This is a genomic window from uncultured Mailhella sp. (assembly GCF_944324615.1).
Lineage (GTDB): Bacteria > Desulfobacterota > Desulfovibrionia > Desulfovibrionales > Desulfovibrionaceae > Mailhella.
The window spans coordinates 1-16,386 of record NZ_CALUWY010000061.1; the positions used below are offsets into that span (position 1 = coordinate 1).

Sequence of the window (16,386 nt, forward strand, 5' to 3'; positions counted from 1 at the left end):
TCCCTTGACCTCGTTGCGGAAGTGGAACGCCTGCGCCGGGTAAACGCCCGCCTCATGACCGCCGTGCGCCGCGGCCGTGAGGAGTACGCGGAAATGCTCGACATATCTTACTCCACTATCGACCACCTGAGAAACGAGATTGCCGAACTGGAAATAGAGAACCTTGAATTGAACAGCCGGCTGGGCGCGGTGAACATCGCGGCAGGATAAAGCGACCGTGACGAGTATGCGCCGGCATGGTTTTGCCCCTCTTTGGAGGGGCTTTTTTTTACCCGGAGTTTGCCGTAAATCGGCCGCTCTTAAAAAACGTGTCAACGGAAAATATAGGTCGTTTATCGGAAAAGATGGTCCTTTTGCGCGTATACATCGGAAAATTCCGACATGGCCATTTTCCGGGGTTACGTTTTTTTCCATGTTCGCGGGCATGGTGCCCGCGGGAAAACATGGGGCAAAAAACATGACCTATTCCTGGTGCGAACTGGAAGAGCAGCTTCTGGAAGACATGGCTTCCGGCGGCTTCGGAAAAGTCCAGAGCTACAGCGTGAGCACGGCGGGCGGCTCCCGAAATTTCAGCTACCGGACGCTCTCTGAACTGAAGGATTTGCTTGCCTATGTTCAGAGCCGCTGCGCCATGGAGCGCGGCCAGGTTCCCTATGTGGGCCGGACCTGCGCGGGCAGCGCCGGGAGGTCCTGAGCATGGGCGTGCTTGAGAGCATACGAAAATGGCGCGTGCGTCGCGCCCGTGCGCTGCTCAGAAGCTGGGGCTACGACGGCGCTTCCCTTTCGGAAGCGAACGAGTGGCACACGGTCAACGAGCAGATCAACTGGCTCATAGGCCGGGCTTCCCCGCGCCTTCGGGCCCGCGTGCGCGACCTGGTGCGCAACTTCCCGCTCTTTGCCCGCGGTGTGAATGTCTATACCGCCTACATGGTGGGCCGTGGGGCCCGCTTCCAGTCGCTGGCCGTGCATCCCGACGGCTCTCCCGCATATGAGGCGCGCCGCCGCATAGAGGACAGGTTCCGCGCCTGGATGGAACAGGATGCCGACATTTCCGGCGGCCTACACTTCTATGAGCTTCAGCAGCTTTTGTGCCGTCAGATCATGGAATGTGGGGAAGGCCTTTTCACGTTCTGTCGCCGGTCTCATTACCGGGTGTCGCCGCTTGCGCTCATGCCCATAGAGGCGGACCGCCTCACGGAACTGGGCGGCGGCCGGGATACGGAGCGCGTAGGGCATTTTGCCGGTGTGGAATACGACAGGCTCACCGGGGAAAAGCTGGCCTATCACATCATGAACGACGGCTACAGCGCAAACGTGACCCGCGTGCCTGCCGACGAGATGCTGCACATTTACCAGCACCTGCGGCCCGGCCAGCTTCGCGGCGTCACGCCCTTTGCCCCGGCCATACTCACGGCCCGCGCCATGAGCCAGTTTGTGGAGAGCGAACTGGACGCGGCGCGCAAGGCCGCCAAGTACCTGGCCATAGTGACCACGGATCAGCCGGACGTGTACCAGGCGGCGCGCGGCATTGCCGGCGCAAAGAAGACGACGCAGGGCACGCCCATAGAGAGCCTTGAAAACTCCATCATCGAATACCTGCGCCCCGGTGAAGATATCCGCTTTGCCGAAGGCGCGAGCCGCCCGGGCGATGCCTTCGACCGTTTCAACCGCTTTGCGGCCCGCATGGTGGCCGTGAGCATAGACGTGCCCTATGAGGTGCTTTCCGGCGACTACACGGGCATCAACTACAGCACGTCCAAGGCCAGCCGCGGTGACGCCCTCATGCTGCTCCGGCCCCATCACTTCATGATGCAGAACCGTTTTTCCATGCCGGTGTTCCGCCATTGGCTGGATATGGAAGCCCTCACGCAGGATTACCTGCCGGGGTACTGGCTGGGCCGGGAAGGGTATCAGCGCTGTATATGGATACCCGCGGGCATGCCGAGCGTGGACCCGCAGCGTGACGGCCGGGCCGATATCGAGGCCATAGCCGCGGGACTCAAGTCTCCGCAGGAGGCCATTCTCGGCCGAGGCGGCGATCCTGAGGAAGTGCTCGATCAGCTGGCCGAATGGCAGCGTATGGCGGACGCGCGCGGCGTGACCTTCGGCCAGGTATCCGAAAGCCTGAGCAGCAATCCGGCGGCGCTGGAAGACCAGCCGGTAACCATGAATGGAGACAACAATGCCGAATAAGAGAACGGACATTTTCCATGCGTCCAGCCGCTCGGTCTCTCTGGGGCGGCGTGGAGTGCCTCTTTCCCTCAATGAGGCGGAGCGCAGCGTGGAGTTCACGGCGGCCACGGAGCAGCCGGTGAACGTGTGGGACTGGGAGAAGTGGGACGTGGTGCCCGAAGTGCTGCGCATGGACGGGGTGCAGCTTCCGCCGTCCGGGCAGGTGCCGCTGCTCGATACGCACGACGGTACGAGCGTGAAAAACGTGCTCGGCAGCTTCGGCGCCTTTCGCACGGAAGAGGGCCAGCTCATAGGGCGCGCCACGTTTTCCGGCGTGCAGGCCGGAGCGGATGCCTTCCGGCGCGTGGCGGAAGGGCACATTACCGACGTTTCCGTAGGCTATGAGGTGCTGGCGTCCACCTGGGTGGACGCCAGCACCACGGCCACGGTGGAAGGCGTGGAATACACGGGCCCCGTGCGCGTGACCACGGCATGGAAACTTTTTGAGGTGTCGCTTTGTCCCGTAGGCGCGGACGACAGGGCGAAGGTACGGGGAAAAATCATCAACACCGGAGGACAATCCATGAACAGAAATCCCGGACAGGGGACGCGCTTCGACGCATCCGCCGCCAAGGAAAAGCTGACCGCCGCCGTTGCGGCGCTGAACGAGCTGGCGGCTTCTCTTGAGGAGCCGGAAGAAAACAAGGCTGACGATGCCGCGAAAGACGACACCGAACCTGCGGCCATACCGGAAAGCCCTGCGGGTGAAGGCGACGGCCGCGCCTGCGGGCCGGACGACAAGACCAGGGAAGACGCCGTGGAAGAAGAACGCGCCCGCATCATGGAAATCTCGGCCATGTGCCGCGCGCACAACATGCCCGCCAACATGGAGGAAGACATGATCCGCAAGGGCTACAGTCTGGACAAGGCCCGCGCGGCCGTGCTTACCCGCCTTGAAGGCAGAAGCTCCGCCGCCTTTGCCCGCGTGGATGTGGGCCGTACCGAACAGGAAAAGGTGCGCGAGGCCGTTTCTCACGGACTGCTGCTGCGTTGCGGCGTGGCGGAGTCGCGCATCAACGGCGGCAAGCCGGCACCCGGCGCCCGTGAGTTTTCCGGCATGAGCATGCGCGAGGTGTGCCGTGAAATGCTCATGAGAAGCGGACAGCCCACAGGCGGCAACGTGGTGGAAATGGTGGGCCGTGCGCTCTCCACCACCGATCTGCCGAACCTTCTCACCGATACGGCCAACCGCGTGCTCCTGGACGGCTGGGAATCGGCGGACAAGCAGTGGCAGGTCTGGTGCGGACTGGACTCCGTTTCCGACTTCAAGGAGCTCACGCTGCTGGACTTTGCGAGCGGTGACGATCTGGCCCTTATCCCCGAAGGCGGCGAATACCAGAACGGCCGTGCAGCCGAGCACGCGGAAAGCGTGAAGATTGAGACCTACGGCAAAATTTTCCCGCTCACCCGTCAGGCCATCGTGAACGACGATCTGGGCGCGTTTGCTCGTATTGCCCGCAATCACGGTGAAGCGGCCGCCCGCATGGTGAACCGCCTTGCCTGTCGCGTGCTTACCGCCAACCCGACCATGGGCGACGGCAAGGCGCTCTTCCACAACGACCACGGAAACCTTGTGTCGTCCGGCGGCAACGTGCCTACCGTGGAAACACTGGGCGCAGCGTTCCTGAAGATGCGCACGCAGAAGGATGCCCTGGGCAATCGCGTTCAGATCCGCCCGCAGTTCTTCATTGCGCCGGCTGCGCTGGAAACCGGCGCCGAAGTCTTCTTCAACTCTCAGCTTATCGGTACGCAGGAAAAGCCCAATCAGGCGAACATCTATGCTGGCAGCGTGCTGACCCGTGTGTATGACGCGGAACTGGACGACGTTTCCGCCACCGACTGGTATCTGGCCGGCCCCAAGGGCAAGACGGTGACCATCTTCACGCTGAACGGCGCGACGGCTCCTTACCTGGAATATAAGGAAGGCTGGCGTGTGGACGGTGTGGAATACAAGGTGCGCCTTGACGTGGCCGCCAAGGCCGTGGCCTGGCAGGGCCTGTGCAAGTCCGCGAGCTAAAGCAGGAACTGCTCCCGCATCCTGTCTTCAGACGGATGCGGCGCGAACGAGGAGCAGGCGGAATTCACTTCCGCCGTCAGCAACGAGTGAGACGTGCAAGTTTCGTGACCGTACGGTGTGTCCGTCAGTGACAGGAACAGGCAATATTTATCCTCCTGAAGGAAAGGAGAGAGAACATGCAGAACAAGATTCAGGGAACCCATCTCGTCATTTACGCGCCGTCGTCCACGCCTGTGAAGGGCGGCGACCTGGTGAAACTGGGCGACTCCTTTTACGGCGTGGCGGTGAATGATCTTGCCGAGAATGAGAGCGGCATTGTGGATGCGGACGGCGTTTTCGAGCTGCCCAAGGCCACCGGCGCCGTTACCCAGGGCGCGCCGCTGTATGTCGGCAGCGACGGCAAGGTGACGGCCACGGCAACGGACAAGGCCTATTGCGGTCGGGCCTTTGCCGCTGCCGGCAGTTCGGATGCCACGGTCAAGGTCATGCTGAACTTCGGCGTGGACCCTTCGGCCTACAACGCGGGCTAGTCGTATGGGCTGCTTTGAAAAAGCCCATGCCTTCGTGGCGCGCATGGAGGGAGGCTTTGTGGACGATCCTGCCGACCCCGGCGGAACCACGAACTACGGCGTATCCCTGCGCTTTCTCAAGTCTCAGGGCCTTGAAGTCGGGGACATCGACGGCGACGGCGACATAGATGCCGACGATATCCGGGCGCTTACGCCGGAACGTGCGGCGGGAGTGCTCCGCCGTGCGTTCTGGGATGTGTTTCCGCTCGATGCCGTGCCGGATCCTCTGGCCCTGGCCGTGTACGACACGGCCGTGAACATGGGGGTGGGACAGGCCAAACGGCTGACACAGCAGGCTCTTTTTATAGAGGTGGACGGACGCTGGGGCCCGAAGACCTGGGCGGCCATAAAAGCCTGTTCTGATCCCAGGGCAACGGCTCTTACCCTGGTGGGGCTCCGCAGTTGTCGATATGCCGGGCTCATCGTCAAAAATCCAAACCTGAGGAAGTTTGTCCGGGGCTGGGAAAACCGCATAAAGGCGCTGGAAAAAGAAATAAGGAGTGCGTCATGAAGGTGTTTTTTCTCGCGTGGCCGATGCTTCTCTTGCCCGCAGCCGGAGCCATGGCGGCGGAAGCGGCAAATGAGGCTCCGCTGGGCGCGGATCTTGTGGCGGAACTGCTTACCTGTCTGCCGGATTCTTGGGGCGGATGGGTAACGCTGGCGGTGACGGTGTGCGCTGCCGTGGCGGCGGTGTGGAGCCGTCCGGCCGATGATGCCAATGTCTTTGTCCGCATTCTGTACGCGGTGGTGAACGCCGTGGGCTTCAATGCGGGCAAGGCTCGGAACGCCGATGATGCGGCCGCCAAAACGGGGCGTCTGTGAGTCGTGTTGCCGAAATTCTTTATGCGCTGCTCTCCATCGGGGTGCGCCTTCTTGAACGGCTGGATGAAAGGAAGGCCGAGGAGTTTCGTGCTTCTGTGCTGGCTGATCCTGCCGGTGAGTGGGTGCGCCTCATGGGAGGGACGGACAGAAGAAACGGCACTGGAAGCGGCGCCGACAACGCCGGGGGCACTGGTCACTGAAGGCTGGTCCTATGTCCATGACGGAAGGGAAGTCACGGAAGACGGCACCTGGCTGCACCTTCCTGCGGGTGAAGCGGGAAACCTTCTTTTGTGGGTGAAGCAGGCGGAGGAAAAATGCCGATGAACGACCTGGGAAACGAGTTCCGTCATGCCGCCGAGTACCTGGAATGGTTCCGGGGAATCTGGCCGTTGGCGCTCCTGGCCTGCGTGCTGGCCTTTCTTGTGGCGGCCGGACACATCAAGCGCAGCTACCGCCAGCGCAGCCTGCGGGAAGTGGTGGTCAATCTGATCTGGTCCGGTCTGGTGGGCGGCTCCATGGCGGTGGGGGCCGTGGCGCTGCTTCCCCTTGCGGTGCCCGATCCCACGCGGGGCATGGAAATAGGCGTGGCCGTTTTTGTCGGTCTGTTCGGATTCAAGGGGGTGGACGCCTTCCTGCGCCGTAAATGGGGCCTGTCGGTGGTGAACCTCATGGACCCTGACGACATCAACGACATCCGCAAGGGAATGTCTCCAAGCCAGCAGGAAGAGCACGCCAGGAATTGTCCTTTCCGCTGTGACGATTGCAGGAGGAAGTGATGGCCATGAAAGCGGGGCCTGTGCGTGAGCACGGAGGGCATTACAAGAGGCGCTACGTCCATGTCCGCACGGCGCAGAATCTGAATCTGGACATGGACCTGTACCTGGCAGGGGAGCTTTCTGAACGGAACATGACTCTGAAGGCAAGGGAGTTTGCGGCGGTACAGGCCAATGCCGTGAACACGTCGCTGACGTTCATGCAGAAAAAGATGCTGGCCATGCTGACGGGCCGGTACGCTGTTTCCCGAAAGTTCTTTTCCCGCTGGTTTTACCGGCGCAGAGCCGATGCCAGGAAGGGAAAGGTGATCGGTCTTATTCGTGCATCGGGCCCGGCATCAGTTCCCATAGAGGATTTTCCTCATGAGGTGAAAGGCCCGACCTACACCAAAAAGGGAAAGCTGAAGAAGCGCGGCGGACTGTATGTGAAGATCAGGCGGGACGAGGGCGTGAAGCTTGTGGAGGGCGCGTTCAGCTGGTCTCCGCATGGGGGAGACTTGTACTTCGCGCGCAAGGGAAAAAAACGTCTGCCCATTGCACGCAAGTTTACCACGTCCGGACTCGAATATCTGGCGAATGAGGAAAATCATGATGGTCCAGAGGCCCGGGGACTGAACCTGGAGGGGATGGTCTATCTCCAAAAGGAACTGACGCGCCAGCTCGACAACCGCCTGGCTAAAATAGCCGCCCGCATGGCGGCAAAGGGCAGCTCATGAACATTCTGGACAGACTGGATGCGGACATGAACGCCGTGTTCTCCCAGGAAGACGGCATAACGGAAGCCTGTGTTGTGGAGAACGTGGCCCTGCGCTGCTTCTACGAATACCCCACGGAAGACGCGCAGCCCGGTTCCGCCCGGGTGGCCACGCCTGTGCGTGCTCCGTATGCCACGCTGCTGGTTTCGGAGGTGAAAACGAAGCTCGGCCGCAAGCTGAAACGCGGGGACATTCTTGCTGTTCGCGGCAAGGCGTTCCGCATCGAGGTCATTCGGCCCGACGGCATAGGTGGCCTCGTATGCAAGCTGAAGCGGCAGGAGCCGGGCAATGACTCTCAATAAATTTCAGGGGAAGGAGATACCGGTGAACGCTTTTTTACTGATGATGACGGCTTCGTTTTTTGGCTGCCTTGCGGCGGGTGTGGTCTGGTGGTTCATGGCCTCCATGTTTGAGGGCGGCGACGAATGAGCGCCGACATTATGGGCACATTGCCGGCGCATCCGCGCACGGCGCTTCGTCAGGCCGTGGGGGCGCTCATTGAAGCGGCGGGCTTTTCCGGCCGCGTGTACCTGAATCCGGAAGAGCCCTGGGATGCTCCCGCGTTCCCCAGTGTGGGCGTGTACGTCATGAGTGAGCAGGCGGCGGAAAGTGATCTCTCCCCGCGGCCGGACAGCCGGGAAGCCGAGCTTGCCGTGGACATTCTGGAAGCCGTGCGGGGCCATGATCTGCCCCTCGATGACCGCATAGAAGCCCTGGAATTTGTTGTTGCCCGGGCGCTCACCTTTGAGGCCGTGGACAGGGAGTTCACCGCCCGCGGAGGAAGGCTGGAAGACTTTGAATATTCCGGCATGGAGCTCGGCAAGGCCGACAACGGAGAAATCACCATTGCCTGCCTCACGCTCACGTTTACGGCCTTTTACCGGATGCCGCCGCGTGAGGGGACCGTGGACCTGTTCCGGACCGGATACATCGAATGGGATCTTGCGGACGGAGTGAGTCATCCCGACGGCCGCAAAGAGGCAACGGACATAGTCACCCTTCCGCAGGATGGGGACGAAAGCAAAGGAGAATGACATGCAGCGCGAACAGATGTTTGTGAAGCCTGCCCCCGGGCGCGTGGTGCGCGACCCGTCCACGGGACTTCCGCTTCCTGAAGACGGCGCGGTGGTGGAAAAGACGCAGTTCTGGCTGCGGAGGCTCAGGGACGGAGACGTGGAGAAGCTCCACGAGGAAAGGAAGGAGACGGAATAATGGCCATATCGTTCAATGAAGTGCCGCAGGGCATTCTTGTGCCCGGGGCCTATATCGAGTTCGACAACAGCCAGGCCATGCAGGGCGCAAGCCTCATGGACTACACGGCGCTTATCTGTGCCCAGATGCTGGAAGGTGGAACGGCGGAACCGCTCAAGGCCTACAGCGTGACCAGCGCGGAGCGTGCGGCTGAACTTTTCGGCCGCGGCTCTCAGGCCCACCTTATGGCTGGCGCTTTTCTTGAAAACAACAGCTACACGAGCCTGCGCATGATAGGCGTGGAAGACGGGGAAGAGCTGACCAAGGCCACGGGCACCATAGCCGTGGAAGGTACGGCCACGCTGGGCGCGCCCATCTATCTGTATATCGCTGGGCAGGCTGTGTCCGTGCCCTGCGCCACGGGAACGGAAGCGGCAGCGCTGGCCACGGCCATGGCTGCGGCAGTCAATGCGGAAGCGGATCTTCCCGTCACGGCACAGGCAAGCGACACCACGGTCACGCTTACGGCCAGAAACGGAGGCACTCTGGGCAACGACATAGACATCCGCCCGGCCTACTACAACGAAACCATGCCCGAAGGCATCAAGCTGACCATTACGGCCATGAGCAAGGGCGCCGGCCAGCCCGATGTGGAAGAGCTCATGGCAGCCTGGGGCGACACCTGGTACCACGTCATAGCCTGGCCGTGGAACGACCGCAGCAGCCTGCGCACGCTGGAAGCCGAGCTTGAAGACCGCTGGGGCCCGCTGCGTCATATCGACGGCGTGGCCATCACGTCCAAGGCAGGCACGTTTTCCGAGCTTCAGGAGTTCGGCAGCGGGGAAGACAAGGGCAACTACGCGCATATCTCCATTGTGGAAGCCTGCAAAACTCCCACGCTTCCGGCGGTGCGAGCTGCTGCCGTGGCGGCTCTGGTGGCCTATTACGGCAACAACGACCCCGCGCGGCCGTTCCAGACACTGACCATTTCCGGCGACCTTGCGCCGGCGCAGGAAGACCGGCTTACCCTTGAGGAACGCAACCTGCTGCTGAAGGCCGGCATAGCCACCACGGTGACCGATGCGGGCGGCAACGTGACCATTGAGCGCATGGTGACCAACTATCTCACGACGTCCACCGGTGCGGCGGATACCAGCTATCAGGACGTGAACACGCTGCTGACGCTCTCGTATCTCCGTTACGACTTCCGTTCCCGCATCCTGCGCAAGTATCCCCGCCACAAGCTGGCCGGCGACACGGAAACCATAGCCCCGGGACAGGCGATCATGACCCCGAAGCAGGGTCGTGCCGAAGCCGTGGCCGCCTTCCAGGACTGGCAGGAACTCGGCCTTGTGGAAGACATGGCCAAGTTCAAGGCCGGTCTTGTGTGTGAGCGCAACGCCACCGACGTGAACCGTCTGGACTGGCTCATTACTCCCGATCTCGTCAATCAGTTCCGCGTGGCTGCGGTGCAGATTCAGTTCCGTCTGTAAAGGAGCATCATCATGGCAATAGGCAACCGCCGTGCGGGCCGTATTTCCTTCAAGGTGGACGGCACGCTTTATGAGGCAAAGGGCAGCTTTTCGTACAATCTCGGCCTTGACGTAAGGGAGGCCATCATCGGTGCCGACGGCGTGCATGGCTACAAGGAAACGCCGCAGGTGTCCTATATCGAGGGCGCCGTGACCGACAGGGAGGATCTCGACCTTGAAGCTCTTGTCGGTGCGGATGAATGCACTGTTACGCTGGAGCTCAACAACGGCAAGATCATCACGCTGTCCCGTGCGTGGTTTGCGGGCGACGGTACGGCATCCACCGAAGAAGCGGAAATTCCCGTCCGTTTTGAATCCAAGAGCCGCGCCCAGGAGGTGAAGTGATGAACGACGTTACTCCCGTCACCGTAACGCTGAACTATCCCGTACAGTTCGGTGACGAACTCGTCACGGAACTGAAGTTCACCCGCCGCGTGCGTTTTTCGGACATGGCCGACGCCTCGGCTGGGGCCCTGAGCATGGGGGACATGGCCCGCATCATCGGCAGACTGACCGGGCAGGACAGGCTGGTCATCATGCGTCTGGAAGGGGACGACATTGCCCGCGTCATGGAGGCGGCCACGCCTTTTTTAGGGAGTGGCCGGACGACTGGCAAATAGCCGCGGGCTTTCTTCTGGCGGAATGTCACACGCAGCCGAGTGAGATCATGGCCATGACCGGCCCGGAGCTTCGGTTCTGGGCCGGATGCCTGGCAGCATACGGAAAAGAGAAGAACCATGGCAAAGAATAAAGTTTCCATAGATTTTGTCATAGGAGCCTATGACAAGTTCTCTGCTGCATTCGCAAAGTTCAACGCAAAAATCGAATCGGCAACTTCTGCTGTGAGCCGTATGCAGGCGCAGGTTTCCCGCTTCGGAGAAAGAAGCGGTCTGACCCGTGTGGTCGGGGCTGCGGGGGACGCGGCCGACGCCTTTGCAGGCATGGGCGACGGCGCCATGGAGTCGCTCGACCGCGTGTCCGGTGCGCTGGGAAAAATGACGTTGCTCCTCGGAGGCACTACCGGCGGCGTGCTGGCTCTTTCGTCGGCCACGGCGGAGCAGGCACAGGCGGCAAGTCGGGCGGCGGAAGCCCTGGGCGTGAATGCGACCGATCTTCAAAAGCTGCAATACGCCGCATCCACGGTGAACGTGGAAGCGGAAGACATGACCGACATCCTTTCCGACCTTACGGAAAAGATGGTGGAAGCCGGAGATTCGGACGATCTGGCCGCCATGTTCAAGGCGCTGGGCGTGTCGGTCAAAAATACCGACGGCACCATGAAGAACTCGGCGCAGGTCATCATGGAAATCTCTGATGCCTTTTCCCGAATGGAGGACGGCCCGGTAAAGACCAAGCTGGCCATAGAGCTTTTGGGCGATGAGGGGCGCAAGCTCATTCCCGTGTTGAACAAAGGCTCCTCCGGCCTCAGAGAACTGGGGAGAGAGGCAGAACGGGCAGGCATGGTCTTTGACGATACTGCCAGGGGCGACGCAAGTCGTTTTCAGGATGCCATGCGGGGCGTGGGCAATCAGCTTGCCGGGCTGCGCAATGCCATCGGCCAGAGCCTCATACCGGTCCTGACGCCGGTCATAGAGAGATTCGGCGACTGGCTTGAGGCAAATCGGGCTCTTATCGCTTCAAAAGTCGGAGAGTGGATACAGATGGTGGCCGACAAGATTCCCGCTTTTCTGGATGGAGTGGACCGTTGGCTCAGTGCCGGTGGAACGCTTCTCGGATGGGTGAGCGACTTTGTGTCTGCCATAGGTGGCGCAGAAAATGCGCTTATGCTGATTGCAGCCTATATGTCTGCCCCCTTCATCAAGGCTCTTCTCGTGGCTGGAAAGGCGGTGGGCGGCTTGGGACTTGCGCTTACGGCAACACCTTTTGGAGCTTTTATGACGGCCATAAGTGCTCTCGTAACCGCCGGATGGTGGCTCTACAAAAACTGGGAGAAGATATCCGCAGGAGTAAAGAAATTCTGCACGGAAATAGGGAATGCCGTTCAGGGCGCTTCCGACGTGCAGGAGGCGGCCGATCTTCACGGCATAGATCTGGAAGATACCGACGCGCTCATGGACCCGGAAAATGCCCGGATACTGGCGGAAGCCGCCGGAGGACACAGGCCAGAAACGCAGGCGGGGACTGTTGCATCATCCAGGGCGGAAGAGGGAGCCCCTGATGCCCTGAGTGAAGATGTTGTCATGCCTTTCCGGGGACAGACGGGGACCGAAGCAAAGACGGGAACGCCTGCGGGCAAGCCGGATCAGCCCGTCTCTAGTGAAGTTCCAGCCGTGCATTGGGGTGATTTCTCCCGGTTTTTTCCCTCCGATATGAAGGGAGAAGACATGGCGGCCGTAGTCGGCAAGCTTTTGCATGCCGACCGTGGCCCGGAAAACCAGACCGGCGACGCCATGACCGGAACCGTTGCTGCTCCGGAGGATTCCCGCTTTTCCGGTTTTTCCAATCTTGCCCGTTCCGGAACGGTATCTTCTGAGACGGTGCATCGTGAGGAAAAAGTGGAAAAGCATGAGTTTGTTTTTCATCTGCCCGAGGGCGTGACCATGAGCGGCGATAAACAGTCAAGCGATGCCGTAACAATTTCCCGCGACGGCATGGGCTACGCCTGGTCCTTTGCGGGGGTGTGACATGGCACAGGCATGGAAACTTCGTATTCAGTCGGCCTCGTTTCGCGGCGTGCCGTTCCAGGTCTATATGGCCGGCGGAGAGCTCGGGCGCTCTACGGCGCTGCATGTTTTTCCGAACGGCTCGGCTCCGTATCCGGAAGATCTGGGCAAGGCTCCGCAGTTTTACGACGTGCAGGGCTTTGTTTCCGGATCTTCGTACATGACGCAGCGCGACGCGCTGGAAGAGGCCTTTCAGCAGCCCGGTCCGGGCACGCTGGTGCATCCCTGGTACGGCAGTTTGTATGTGGCGCTTGCCGGGCCAGTGCGCACGCAGCACAGCGCGGCCGACGGCGGCCTCTGGCAGTTCCAGGCGCGTTTCGTGCGGGTGGAAAAGCCCGGAGGACTGACGGGTTCGCCCAATCTTCTGGACATGGTGGCCGAGCGTGTCGCCGCCGTGGCCGAAAGGGCGCAGGCTCTGGCCGATTCCGCAGGTCAGTATCTGGACAAGGGCGCCTGGGTGGTCTCGCAGATAGAAAACGCCGCCGGCGTCTTCATCAGCAGCGTGAAAAGCGTGCTGTCTCTGCCGGAAGGGTTTTCGTCTCTGACTGATCTGGCCGGTTCCACCGGCTGGCTCACGGGCATGATTTCTTCGGGGAGCTTCGGTGTTTCCTGCTGGAACATGGTGCAGACCGGAGCGGAAAGCTTCACCGGACAGAGTGCCGGCTCGTCGTCCGGCACGGGTATGGGGCAGGGCTCGTCCTCTGTGGGAAGCGCGTCGTCCGGTACGACAAAAAAGCAGTCTTCCGGACTGTACGCTCTGCTTTCCCTGGTGCAGTCGGCTCCGCAGGTGACGGCGTCGGAAGTCTTCGGCACGTCGCGCAAGGCTGCAGCAGAAGGACAGGCAATCATGGCCAGCGTGCAGCGGCAGATGTGTGCGGCCGCGGCCTGTTCCGTGGCCGCCGCGTATGCGCCTTCCACCACCAAAGAGGCCGGAGAGCTTCAGGCGGCCGTGCTCGATGCCATAGACGCCGCCCAGATGGAAGCCGACGATGAAACCTTTGCCGCGCTTTCCGACCTTCGCACGGTCACGCTTCGCGCCATGGCGGAAAAGGCCCGCACGCTTCCCGACGTGATCAGCGTAACGGAAAGCCAGGTCATGCCCTCGCTGGCTGTGGTCTGGCGCTGGACCGGAGGGCTGGAAGCGGAACAGGAACTTGTCGCGCGCAATGGCCTGCGGCATCCCGGTTTCGTGCCGGGCGGGCAGGCACTGGAGCTGATACATGGATGACATCACCTTGACCGTGGGTGGAGTGAACTGGACGGGCTGGGAGTCCCTGCAGGCTTCCCGCAGCGTGGACGCCATGGCTGGCGCGTTTTCCCTGGGACTTGCAAACCGCGTTCAGTACGGCGGCGCGGCTCTGCCCCTGTCGCCCGGCGTGGACTGCGTGCTTGCCTGCGGGGCGGACACGCTTGTCACCGGATTCATCGACAGCGTTTCTCAGTCGCTTGATTCCGGCAGACACGGCATAACGGTATCCGGCAGAGACAGGAGTGCCGACATTGTGGACGCCTCCGCCATACACGCTCCGGGCAGCTGGAAGGGCGCTTCTCTCACGGATATCTGTTCGGCGCTGTGCGCGCCTTTCGGCGTGCCGGTCACGCTGGAGGGCGATCAGGGGCAGCCCTTCACGGCGTTTCAGATTCAGCCCGGTGAAAGCGTGGCGGAAGCCATGCAGCGCCTTTTGAAGCAGCGCGAACTTGTGGCCATGCCGGACGGAAAAGGAGGACTCAGGCTGGCCAGACTGGCGCAGGAAACGCTTTCTGCCGTGCTTCAGGAAGGCGTGAACGTGCTCTCGGCCTCTGTCACCTTCGACGCCTCCGCCCGTTTTTCCGAATATGTCGTGACCGGGCAGAAGCAGGGTACGGACCAGGACTTCGGCAAGGCGTGTTCCGTCAGGGCGACGGTCAGGGATGAGCAGATAAAGCGTTATCGGCCGCTGGTCATCCGGGCAAGTCAGCAGGGTGGTGCGGCCTACATGCACCAGCGCGCCCGGTGGGAAATGACCACAAGACGGGCGGAAGGCACGTCTGTGCAGGTCACGGTGCAGGGCTGGCGCGACAGTGCCGGCAGGCTCTGGGAACCCGGTGTGCTGGTGCCGGTGCATCTTCCTGCGCTGGGGATATCGCAGAGTCTGCTTATTGGAGAAGTGACCTGGACGCGGGACGCGGGCGGGACCACCACGCAGCTGACTTTGAAAGATCCTGCGGCCTGGCAGCCGGAACCCGAAGCAACTCAGAAAAGCACAGCCTCCGGGGCTTCCTCATCTTCCGGTTCCGGAACGAACTGGGATTTGTACGTCAAGCAGGCGGAAAAGGCCAAAGCCGAGGGGCAGAAGGTGAAGGAGGTCATGGCATGAGCCGCGACAGCTTCATGGAAAGTTTGCGCAACCTCATGCGTGACGGAGTAGCCCGTGCCGTGCTCAACGTTGTGGACGACGAAGGCAACATGCAGCGCGTCCAGATATCTCTCTTGGAAGATGAGGTCATCGACGGTGTGGAGCGCTTCCAGAACTACGGCTTCACCTCAGTTCCGGAAGAAGGCACCGAGGCAACGGTGGTGTTCGTGGGGGCGGACCGTTCTCACCCCGTCGTGGTGGTGGCGGACGACAGGCGCGTGCGCAAGAAAGGGCTGAAGCCCGGAGAAGTGGCCGTCTATCATAAGAACGGCGACTTCATCCATCTGAAGAACGAGAACGAAATTGAAGTCAAAACAAAGACGTTCAATGTGAACTGTACTACGGCCACGCTTTCCGCAAGTTCCGAGATCACGCTGGACACGCCGCTCGTCACCTTGACTGGACGCCAGCAGACCACGGGCAAAAAGTCAGGCGGCGGAGCGTCCACATTCGTGGGCGGTCTGGAAAACACCGGCGGGGAAGTCATCAGCAACGGCGTGTCCCTTGAACACCATACCCACCCCGGAGACAGCGGCGGCACCACGGGAGAACCGCAATGATGGAACGTGTCGTTGTCTGGTGCGTGGTTGTGGTGAGCGTTCTTCACCTTATCCGTTTCATGAGGGGCGGCTAGATGGACATTCTTATGGCTCAAAACGAACAGGGGCTTTTCGATCTGCCTGTGCAGAGTGGCGACCTTGTGGGCGACAATTCCCTGGGCACGGAAATCATGGTTTCTCTGTTTACCGATGTCCGGGCGGAAAAAGATGAACTTCCGCCGGAATGCAGAGACTTGCGCGGCTGGTGGGCGGATGCGCTGCTTTCCATGCAGGGCGACGAGCAGGGCACCGGTTCCAAGCTCTGGCTTCTGCGTAGGCAGAAGCAGCTGGAATCCGTGCTTGTGCAGGCGGAAACCTATGCCCGAAGCGCGCTGCAATGGCTCATCAATGAGGGGCTGGCCTCTGCCGTGAGCGTCACGGCGGAAAATCCCGTTCAGGGAATGCTTGCCCTCAAGGTGTCCGTCACAAGGGCAAGTCCTTCCGTGGTCCAGCGCGTGACCGACGCATGGATGATCAACATTACCGAAACCAATGTCACCATGATGGGGGTGGTATGAGCTTTTCCAGGCCTTCCCTTTCTACGTTGCGCTCCCGCATTGCGGCCGACGTGTCCGGCCGTCTTCTGGACGGCGCGCCGCTCAAATCCCGTTCCGTGCTTTCCGTGCTGGTCTGGGTGTGGGCCGGAGCCTGTCATCTCATGTACGGGGCCCTGCAGTGGTATTTTTCCCAGTTCTGGATAAGGACGGCGGAACAGGAATTTCTGGAGCTCAAGGCGTCAACCTGGGGCATGACCCGCAAGACCGGGGCCCGTGCCGTGGGGCAGGTTTCCTTTTCCGGGTCCGGTCTCATCCCCGC

At 61.3% G+C, this 16,386-nt stretch carries 21 protein-coding genes and 1 pseudogene; all 22 read left to right on the forward strand.

Translation table 11 applies throughout. The features are described from left to right. On the forward strand, positions 1-210 hold a 210-nt coding region (locus Q0K07_RS10720; protein ID WP_294559122.1), incomplete at its 5' end, for a hypothetical protein. 247 nt (positions 211-457) lie between these two features. Then, positions 458-694 (forward strand): hypothetical protein, encoded by a 237-nt coding sequence (locus Q0K07_RS10725; protein ID WP_294559123.1) that lies wholly within the window; start codon positions 458-460, stop codon positions 692-694. 2 nt (positions 695-696) lie between these two features. Next, on the forward strand, positions 697-2,193 hold the full coding sequence (locus tag Q0K07_RS10730) for a phage portal protein (RefSeq protein ID WP_294559125.1): 1,497 nt from the start codon (positions 697-699) through the stop codon (positions 2,191-2,193). Beyond that, positions 2,183-4,249, forward strand: coding sequence for a prohead protease/major capsid protein fusion protein (locus Q0K07_RS10735; RefSeq protein WP_294559127.1), 2,067 nt, complete (start codon positions 2,183-2,185; stop codon positions 4,247-4,249). Before Q0K07_RS10730 ends, Q0K07_RS10735 begins: the two co-directional genes overlap by 11 nt. Before the next feature lie 176 nt (positions 4,250-4,425). Then, complete coding sequence (locus Q0K07_RS10740; RefSeq protein WP_294559129.1) at positions 4,426-4,779, forward strand: DUF2190 family protein; 354 nt, start codon at positions 4,426-4,428, stop codon at positions 4,777-4,779. Positions 4,780-4,783: 4 nt separating this feature from the next. After that, entirely contained in the window at positions 4,784-5,329 is a 546-nt protein-coding gene (locus Q0K07_RS10745; protein ID WP_294559131.1) for a glycosyl hydrolase 108 family protein, read from the forward strand. Continuing rightward, positions 5,326-5,640 (forward strand): hypothetical protein, encoded by a 315-nt coding sequence (locus Q0K07_RS10750; protein ID WP_294559133.1) that lies wholly within the window; start codon positions 5,326-5,328, stop codon positions 5,638-5,640. Before Q0K07_RS10745 ends, Q0K07_RS10750 begins: the two co-directional genes overlap by 4 nt. Then, the gene (locus Q0K07_RS10755; protein WP_294559135.1) at positions 5,637-5,840 is read left to right on the forward strand and encodes a hypothetical protein; all 204 of its coding nucleotides are present in this window, start codon (positions 5,637-5,639) and stop codon (positions 5,838-5,840) included. The genes Q0K07_RS10750 and Q0K07_RS10755 overlap by 4 nt, the downstream gene beginning before the upstream one ends. 120 nt (positions 5,841-5,960) lie before the next feature. Continuing rightward, the gene (locus Q0K07_RS10760; protein WP_294559137.1) at positions 5,961-6,416 is read left to right on the forward strand and encodes a hypothetical protein; all 456 of its coding nucleotides are present in this window, start codon (positions 5,961-5,963) and stop codon (positions 6,414-6,416) included. Between the two features lie 92 nt (positions 6,417-6,508). After that, positions 6,509-7,129, forward strand: a complete 621-nt coding sequence (locus Q0K07_RS10765) for a hypothetical protein (protein ID WP_294559139.1) — start codon at positions 6,509-6,511, stop codon at positions 7,127-7,129. Then, complete coding sequence (locus Q0K07_RS10770; RefSeq protein ID WP_294559140.1) at positions 7,126-7,470, forward strand: hypothetical protein; 345 nt, start codon at positions 7,126-7,128, stop codon at positions 7,468-7,470. The genes Q0K07_RS10765 and Q0K07_RS10770 overlap by 4 nt, the downstream gene beginning before the upstream one ends. A gap of 123 nt (positions 7,471-7,593) precedes the next feature. Continuing rightward, positions 7,594-8,202 carry a hypothetical protein gene (locus Q0K07_RS10775; RefSeq protein ID WP_294559142.1) on the forward strand — a complete coding sequence of 203 codons (609 nt, stop codon included), beginning with the start codon at positions 7,594-7,596 and terminating at the stop codon, positions 8,200-8,202. 1 nt (position 8,203) lies between these two features. Further along, complete coding sequence (locus Q0K07_RS10780; RefSeq protein ID WP_294559143.1) at positions 8,204-8,380, forward strand: DUF2635 domain-containing protein; 177 nt, start codon at positions 8,204-8,206, stop codon at positions 8,378-8,380. Further along, positions 8,380-9,852 (forward strand): phage tail sheath subtilisin-like domain-containing protein, encoded by a 1,473-nt coding sequence (locus tag Q0K07_RS10785; RefSeq protein WP_294559145.1) that lies wholly within the window; start codon positions 8,380-8,382, stop codon positions 9,850-9,852. The genes Q0K07_RS10780 and Q0K07_RS10785 overlap by 1 nt, the downstream gene beginning before the upstream one ends. A 12-nt stretch (positions 9,853-9,864) precedes the next feature. Beyond that, positions 9,865-10,236, forward strand: coding sequence for a phage tail tube protein (locus tag Q0K07_RS10790; protein WP_294559147.1), 372 nt, complete (start codon positions 9,865-9,867; stop codon positions 10,234-10,236). Next, the gene (locus Q0K07_RS10795) at positions 10,236-10,511 is read left to right on the forward strand and encodes a phage tail assembly protein (protein ID WP_294559149.1); all 276 of its coding nucleotides are present in this window, start codon (positions 10,236-10,238) and stop codon (positions 10,509-10,511) included. The genes Q0K07_RS10790 and Q0K07_RS10795 overlap by 1 nt, the downstream gene beginning before the upstream one ends. Before the next feature lie 117 nt (positions 10,512-10,628). After that, positions 10,629-12,536 (forward strand): hypothetical protein, encoded by a 1,908-nt coding sequence (locus tag Q0K07_RS10800; protein WP_294559151.1) that lies wholly within the window; start codon positions 10,629-10,631, stop codon positions 12,534-12,536. 1 nt (position 12,537) lies between these two features. Continuing rightward, positions 12,538-13,803 (forward strand): DNA circularization protein, encoded by a 1,266-nt coding sequence (locus Q0K07_RS10805; protein ID WP_294559153.1) that lies wholly within the window; start codon positions 12,538-12,540, stop codon positions 13,801-13,803. Then, positions 13,796-14,932, forward strand: a complete 1,137-nt coding sequence (locus Q0K07_RS10810) for a phage baseplate assembly protein (protein WP_294559154.1) — start codon at positions 13,796-13,798, stop codon at positions 14,930-14,932. The genes Q0K07_RS10805 and Q0K07_RS10810 overlap by 8 nt, the downstream gene beginning before the upstream one ends. Next, a complete protein-coding gene (locus Q0K07_RS10815) occupies positions 14,929-15,531 on the forward strand; it encodes a phage baseplate assembly protein V (protein ID WP_294559156.1) in 603 nt (200 codons plus the stop codon). Before Q0K07_RS10810 ends, Q0K07_RS10815 begins: the two co-directional genes overlap by 4 nt. A 74-nt stretch (positions 15,532-15,605) precedes the next feature. After that, entirely contained in the window at positions 15,606-16,088 is a 483-nt protein-coding gene (locus Q0K07_RS10820) for a phage GP46 family protein (RefSeq protein ID WP_294559158.1), read from the forward strand. Beyond that, positions 16,085-16,386: pseudogene (locus Q0K07_RS10825) on the forward strand (baseplate J protein); the annotation flags it as partial. The gene Q0K07_RS10820 and the pseudogene Q0K07_RS10825, both read left to right, overlap by 4 nt.

Bases quoted from the DNA above. Each gene is read 5' to 3' on its own strand.
- Q0K07_RS10785 (WP_294559145.1), top strand. From the start codon at position 8,380: ATGGCCATATCGTTCAATGAAGTGCCGCAGGGCATTCTTGTGCCCGGG.
- Q0K07_RS10815 (WP_294559156.1), top strand. From the start codon at position 14,929: ATGAGCCGCGACAGCTTCATGGAAAGTTTGCGCAACCTCATGCGTGAC.
- Q0K07_RS10745 (WP_294559131.1), top strand. From the start codon at position 4,784: ATGGGCTGCTTTGAAAAAGCCCATGCCTTCGTGGCGCGCATGGAGGGA.
- Q0K07_RS10740 (WP_294559129.1), top strand. From the start codon at position 4,426: ATGCAGAACAAGATTCAGGGAACCCATCTCGTCATTTACGCGCCGTCG.
- Q0K07_RS10760 (WP_294559137.1), top strand. From the start codon at position 5,961: ATGAACGACCTGGGAAACGAGTTCCGTCATGCCGCCGAGTACCTGGAA.
- Q0K07_RS10725 (WP_294559123.1), top strand. From the start codon at position 458: ATGACCTATTCCTGGTGCGAACTGGAAGAGCAGCTTCTGGAAGACATG.
- Q0K07_RS10780 (WP_294559143.1), top strand. From the start codon at position 8,204: ATGCAGCGCGAACAGATGTTTGTGAAGCCTGCCCCCGGGCGCGTGGTG.
- Q0K07_RS10775 (WP_294559142.1), top strand. From the start codon at position 7,594: ATGAGCGCCGACATTATGGGCACATTGCCGGCGCATCCGCGCACGGCG.
- Q0K07_RS10795 (WP_294559149.1), top strand. From the start codon at position 10,236: ATGAACGACGTTACTCCCGTCACCGTAACGCTGAACTATCCCGTACAG.
- Q0K07_RS10770 (WP_294559140.1), top strand. From the start codon at position 7,126: ATGAACATTCTGGACAGACTGGATGCGGACATGAACGCCGTGTTCTCC.
- Q0K07_RS10735 (WP_294559127.1), top strand. From the start codon at position 2,183: ATGCCGAATAAGAGAACGGACATTTTCCATGCGTCCAGCCGCTCGGTC.
- Q0K07_RS10800 (WP_294559151.1), top strand. From the start codon at position 10,629: ATGGCAAAGAATAAAGTTTCCATAGATTTTGTCATAGGAGCCTATGAC.
- Q0K07_RS10820 (WP_294559158.1), top strand. From the start codon at position 15,606: ATGGACATTCTTATGGCTCAAAACGAACAGGGGCTTTTCGATCTGCCT.
- Q0K07_RS10765 (WP_294559139.1), top strand. From the start codon at position 6,509: ATGGACCTGTACCTGGCAGGGGAGCTTTCTGAACGGAACATGACTCTG.
- Q0K07_RS10810 (WP_294559154.1), top strand. From the start codon at position 13,796: ATGGATGACATCACCTTGACCGTGGGTGGAGTGAACTGGACGGGCTGG.
- Q0K07_RS10730 (WP_294559125.1), top strand. From the start codon at position 697: ATGGGCGTGCTTGAGAGCATACGAAAATGGCGCGTGCGTCGCGCCCGT.
- Q0K07_RS10790 (WP_294559147.1), top strand. From the start codon at position 9,865: ATGGCAATAGGCAACCGCCGTGCGGGCCGTATTTCCTTCAAGGTGGAC.
- Q0K07_RS10805 (WP_294559153.1), top strand. From the start codon at position 12,538: ATGGCACAGGCATGGAAACTTCGTATTCAGTCGGCCTCGTTTCGCGGC.
- Q0K07_RS10750 (WP_294559133.1), top strand. From the start codon at position 5,326: ATGAAGGTGTTTTTTCTCGCGTGGCCGATGCTTCTCTTGCCCGCAGCC.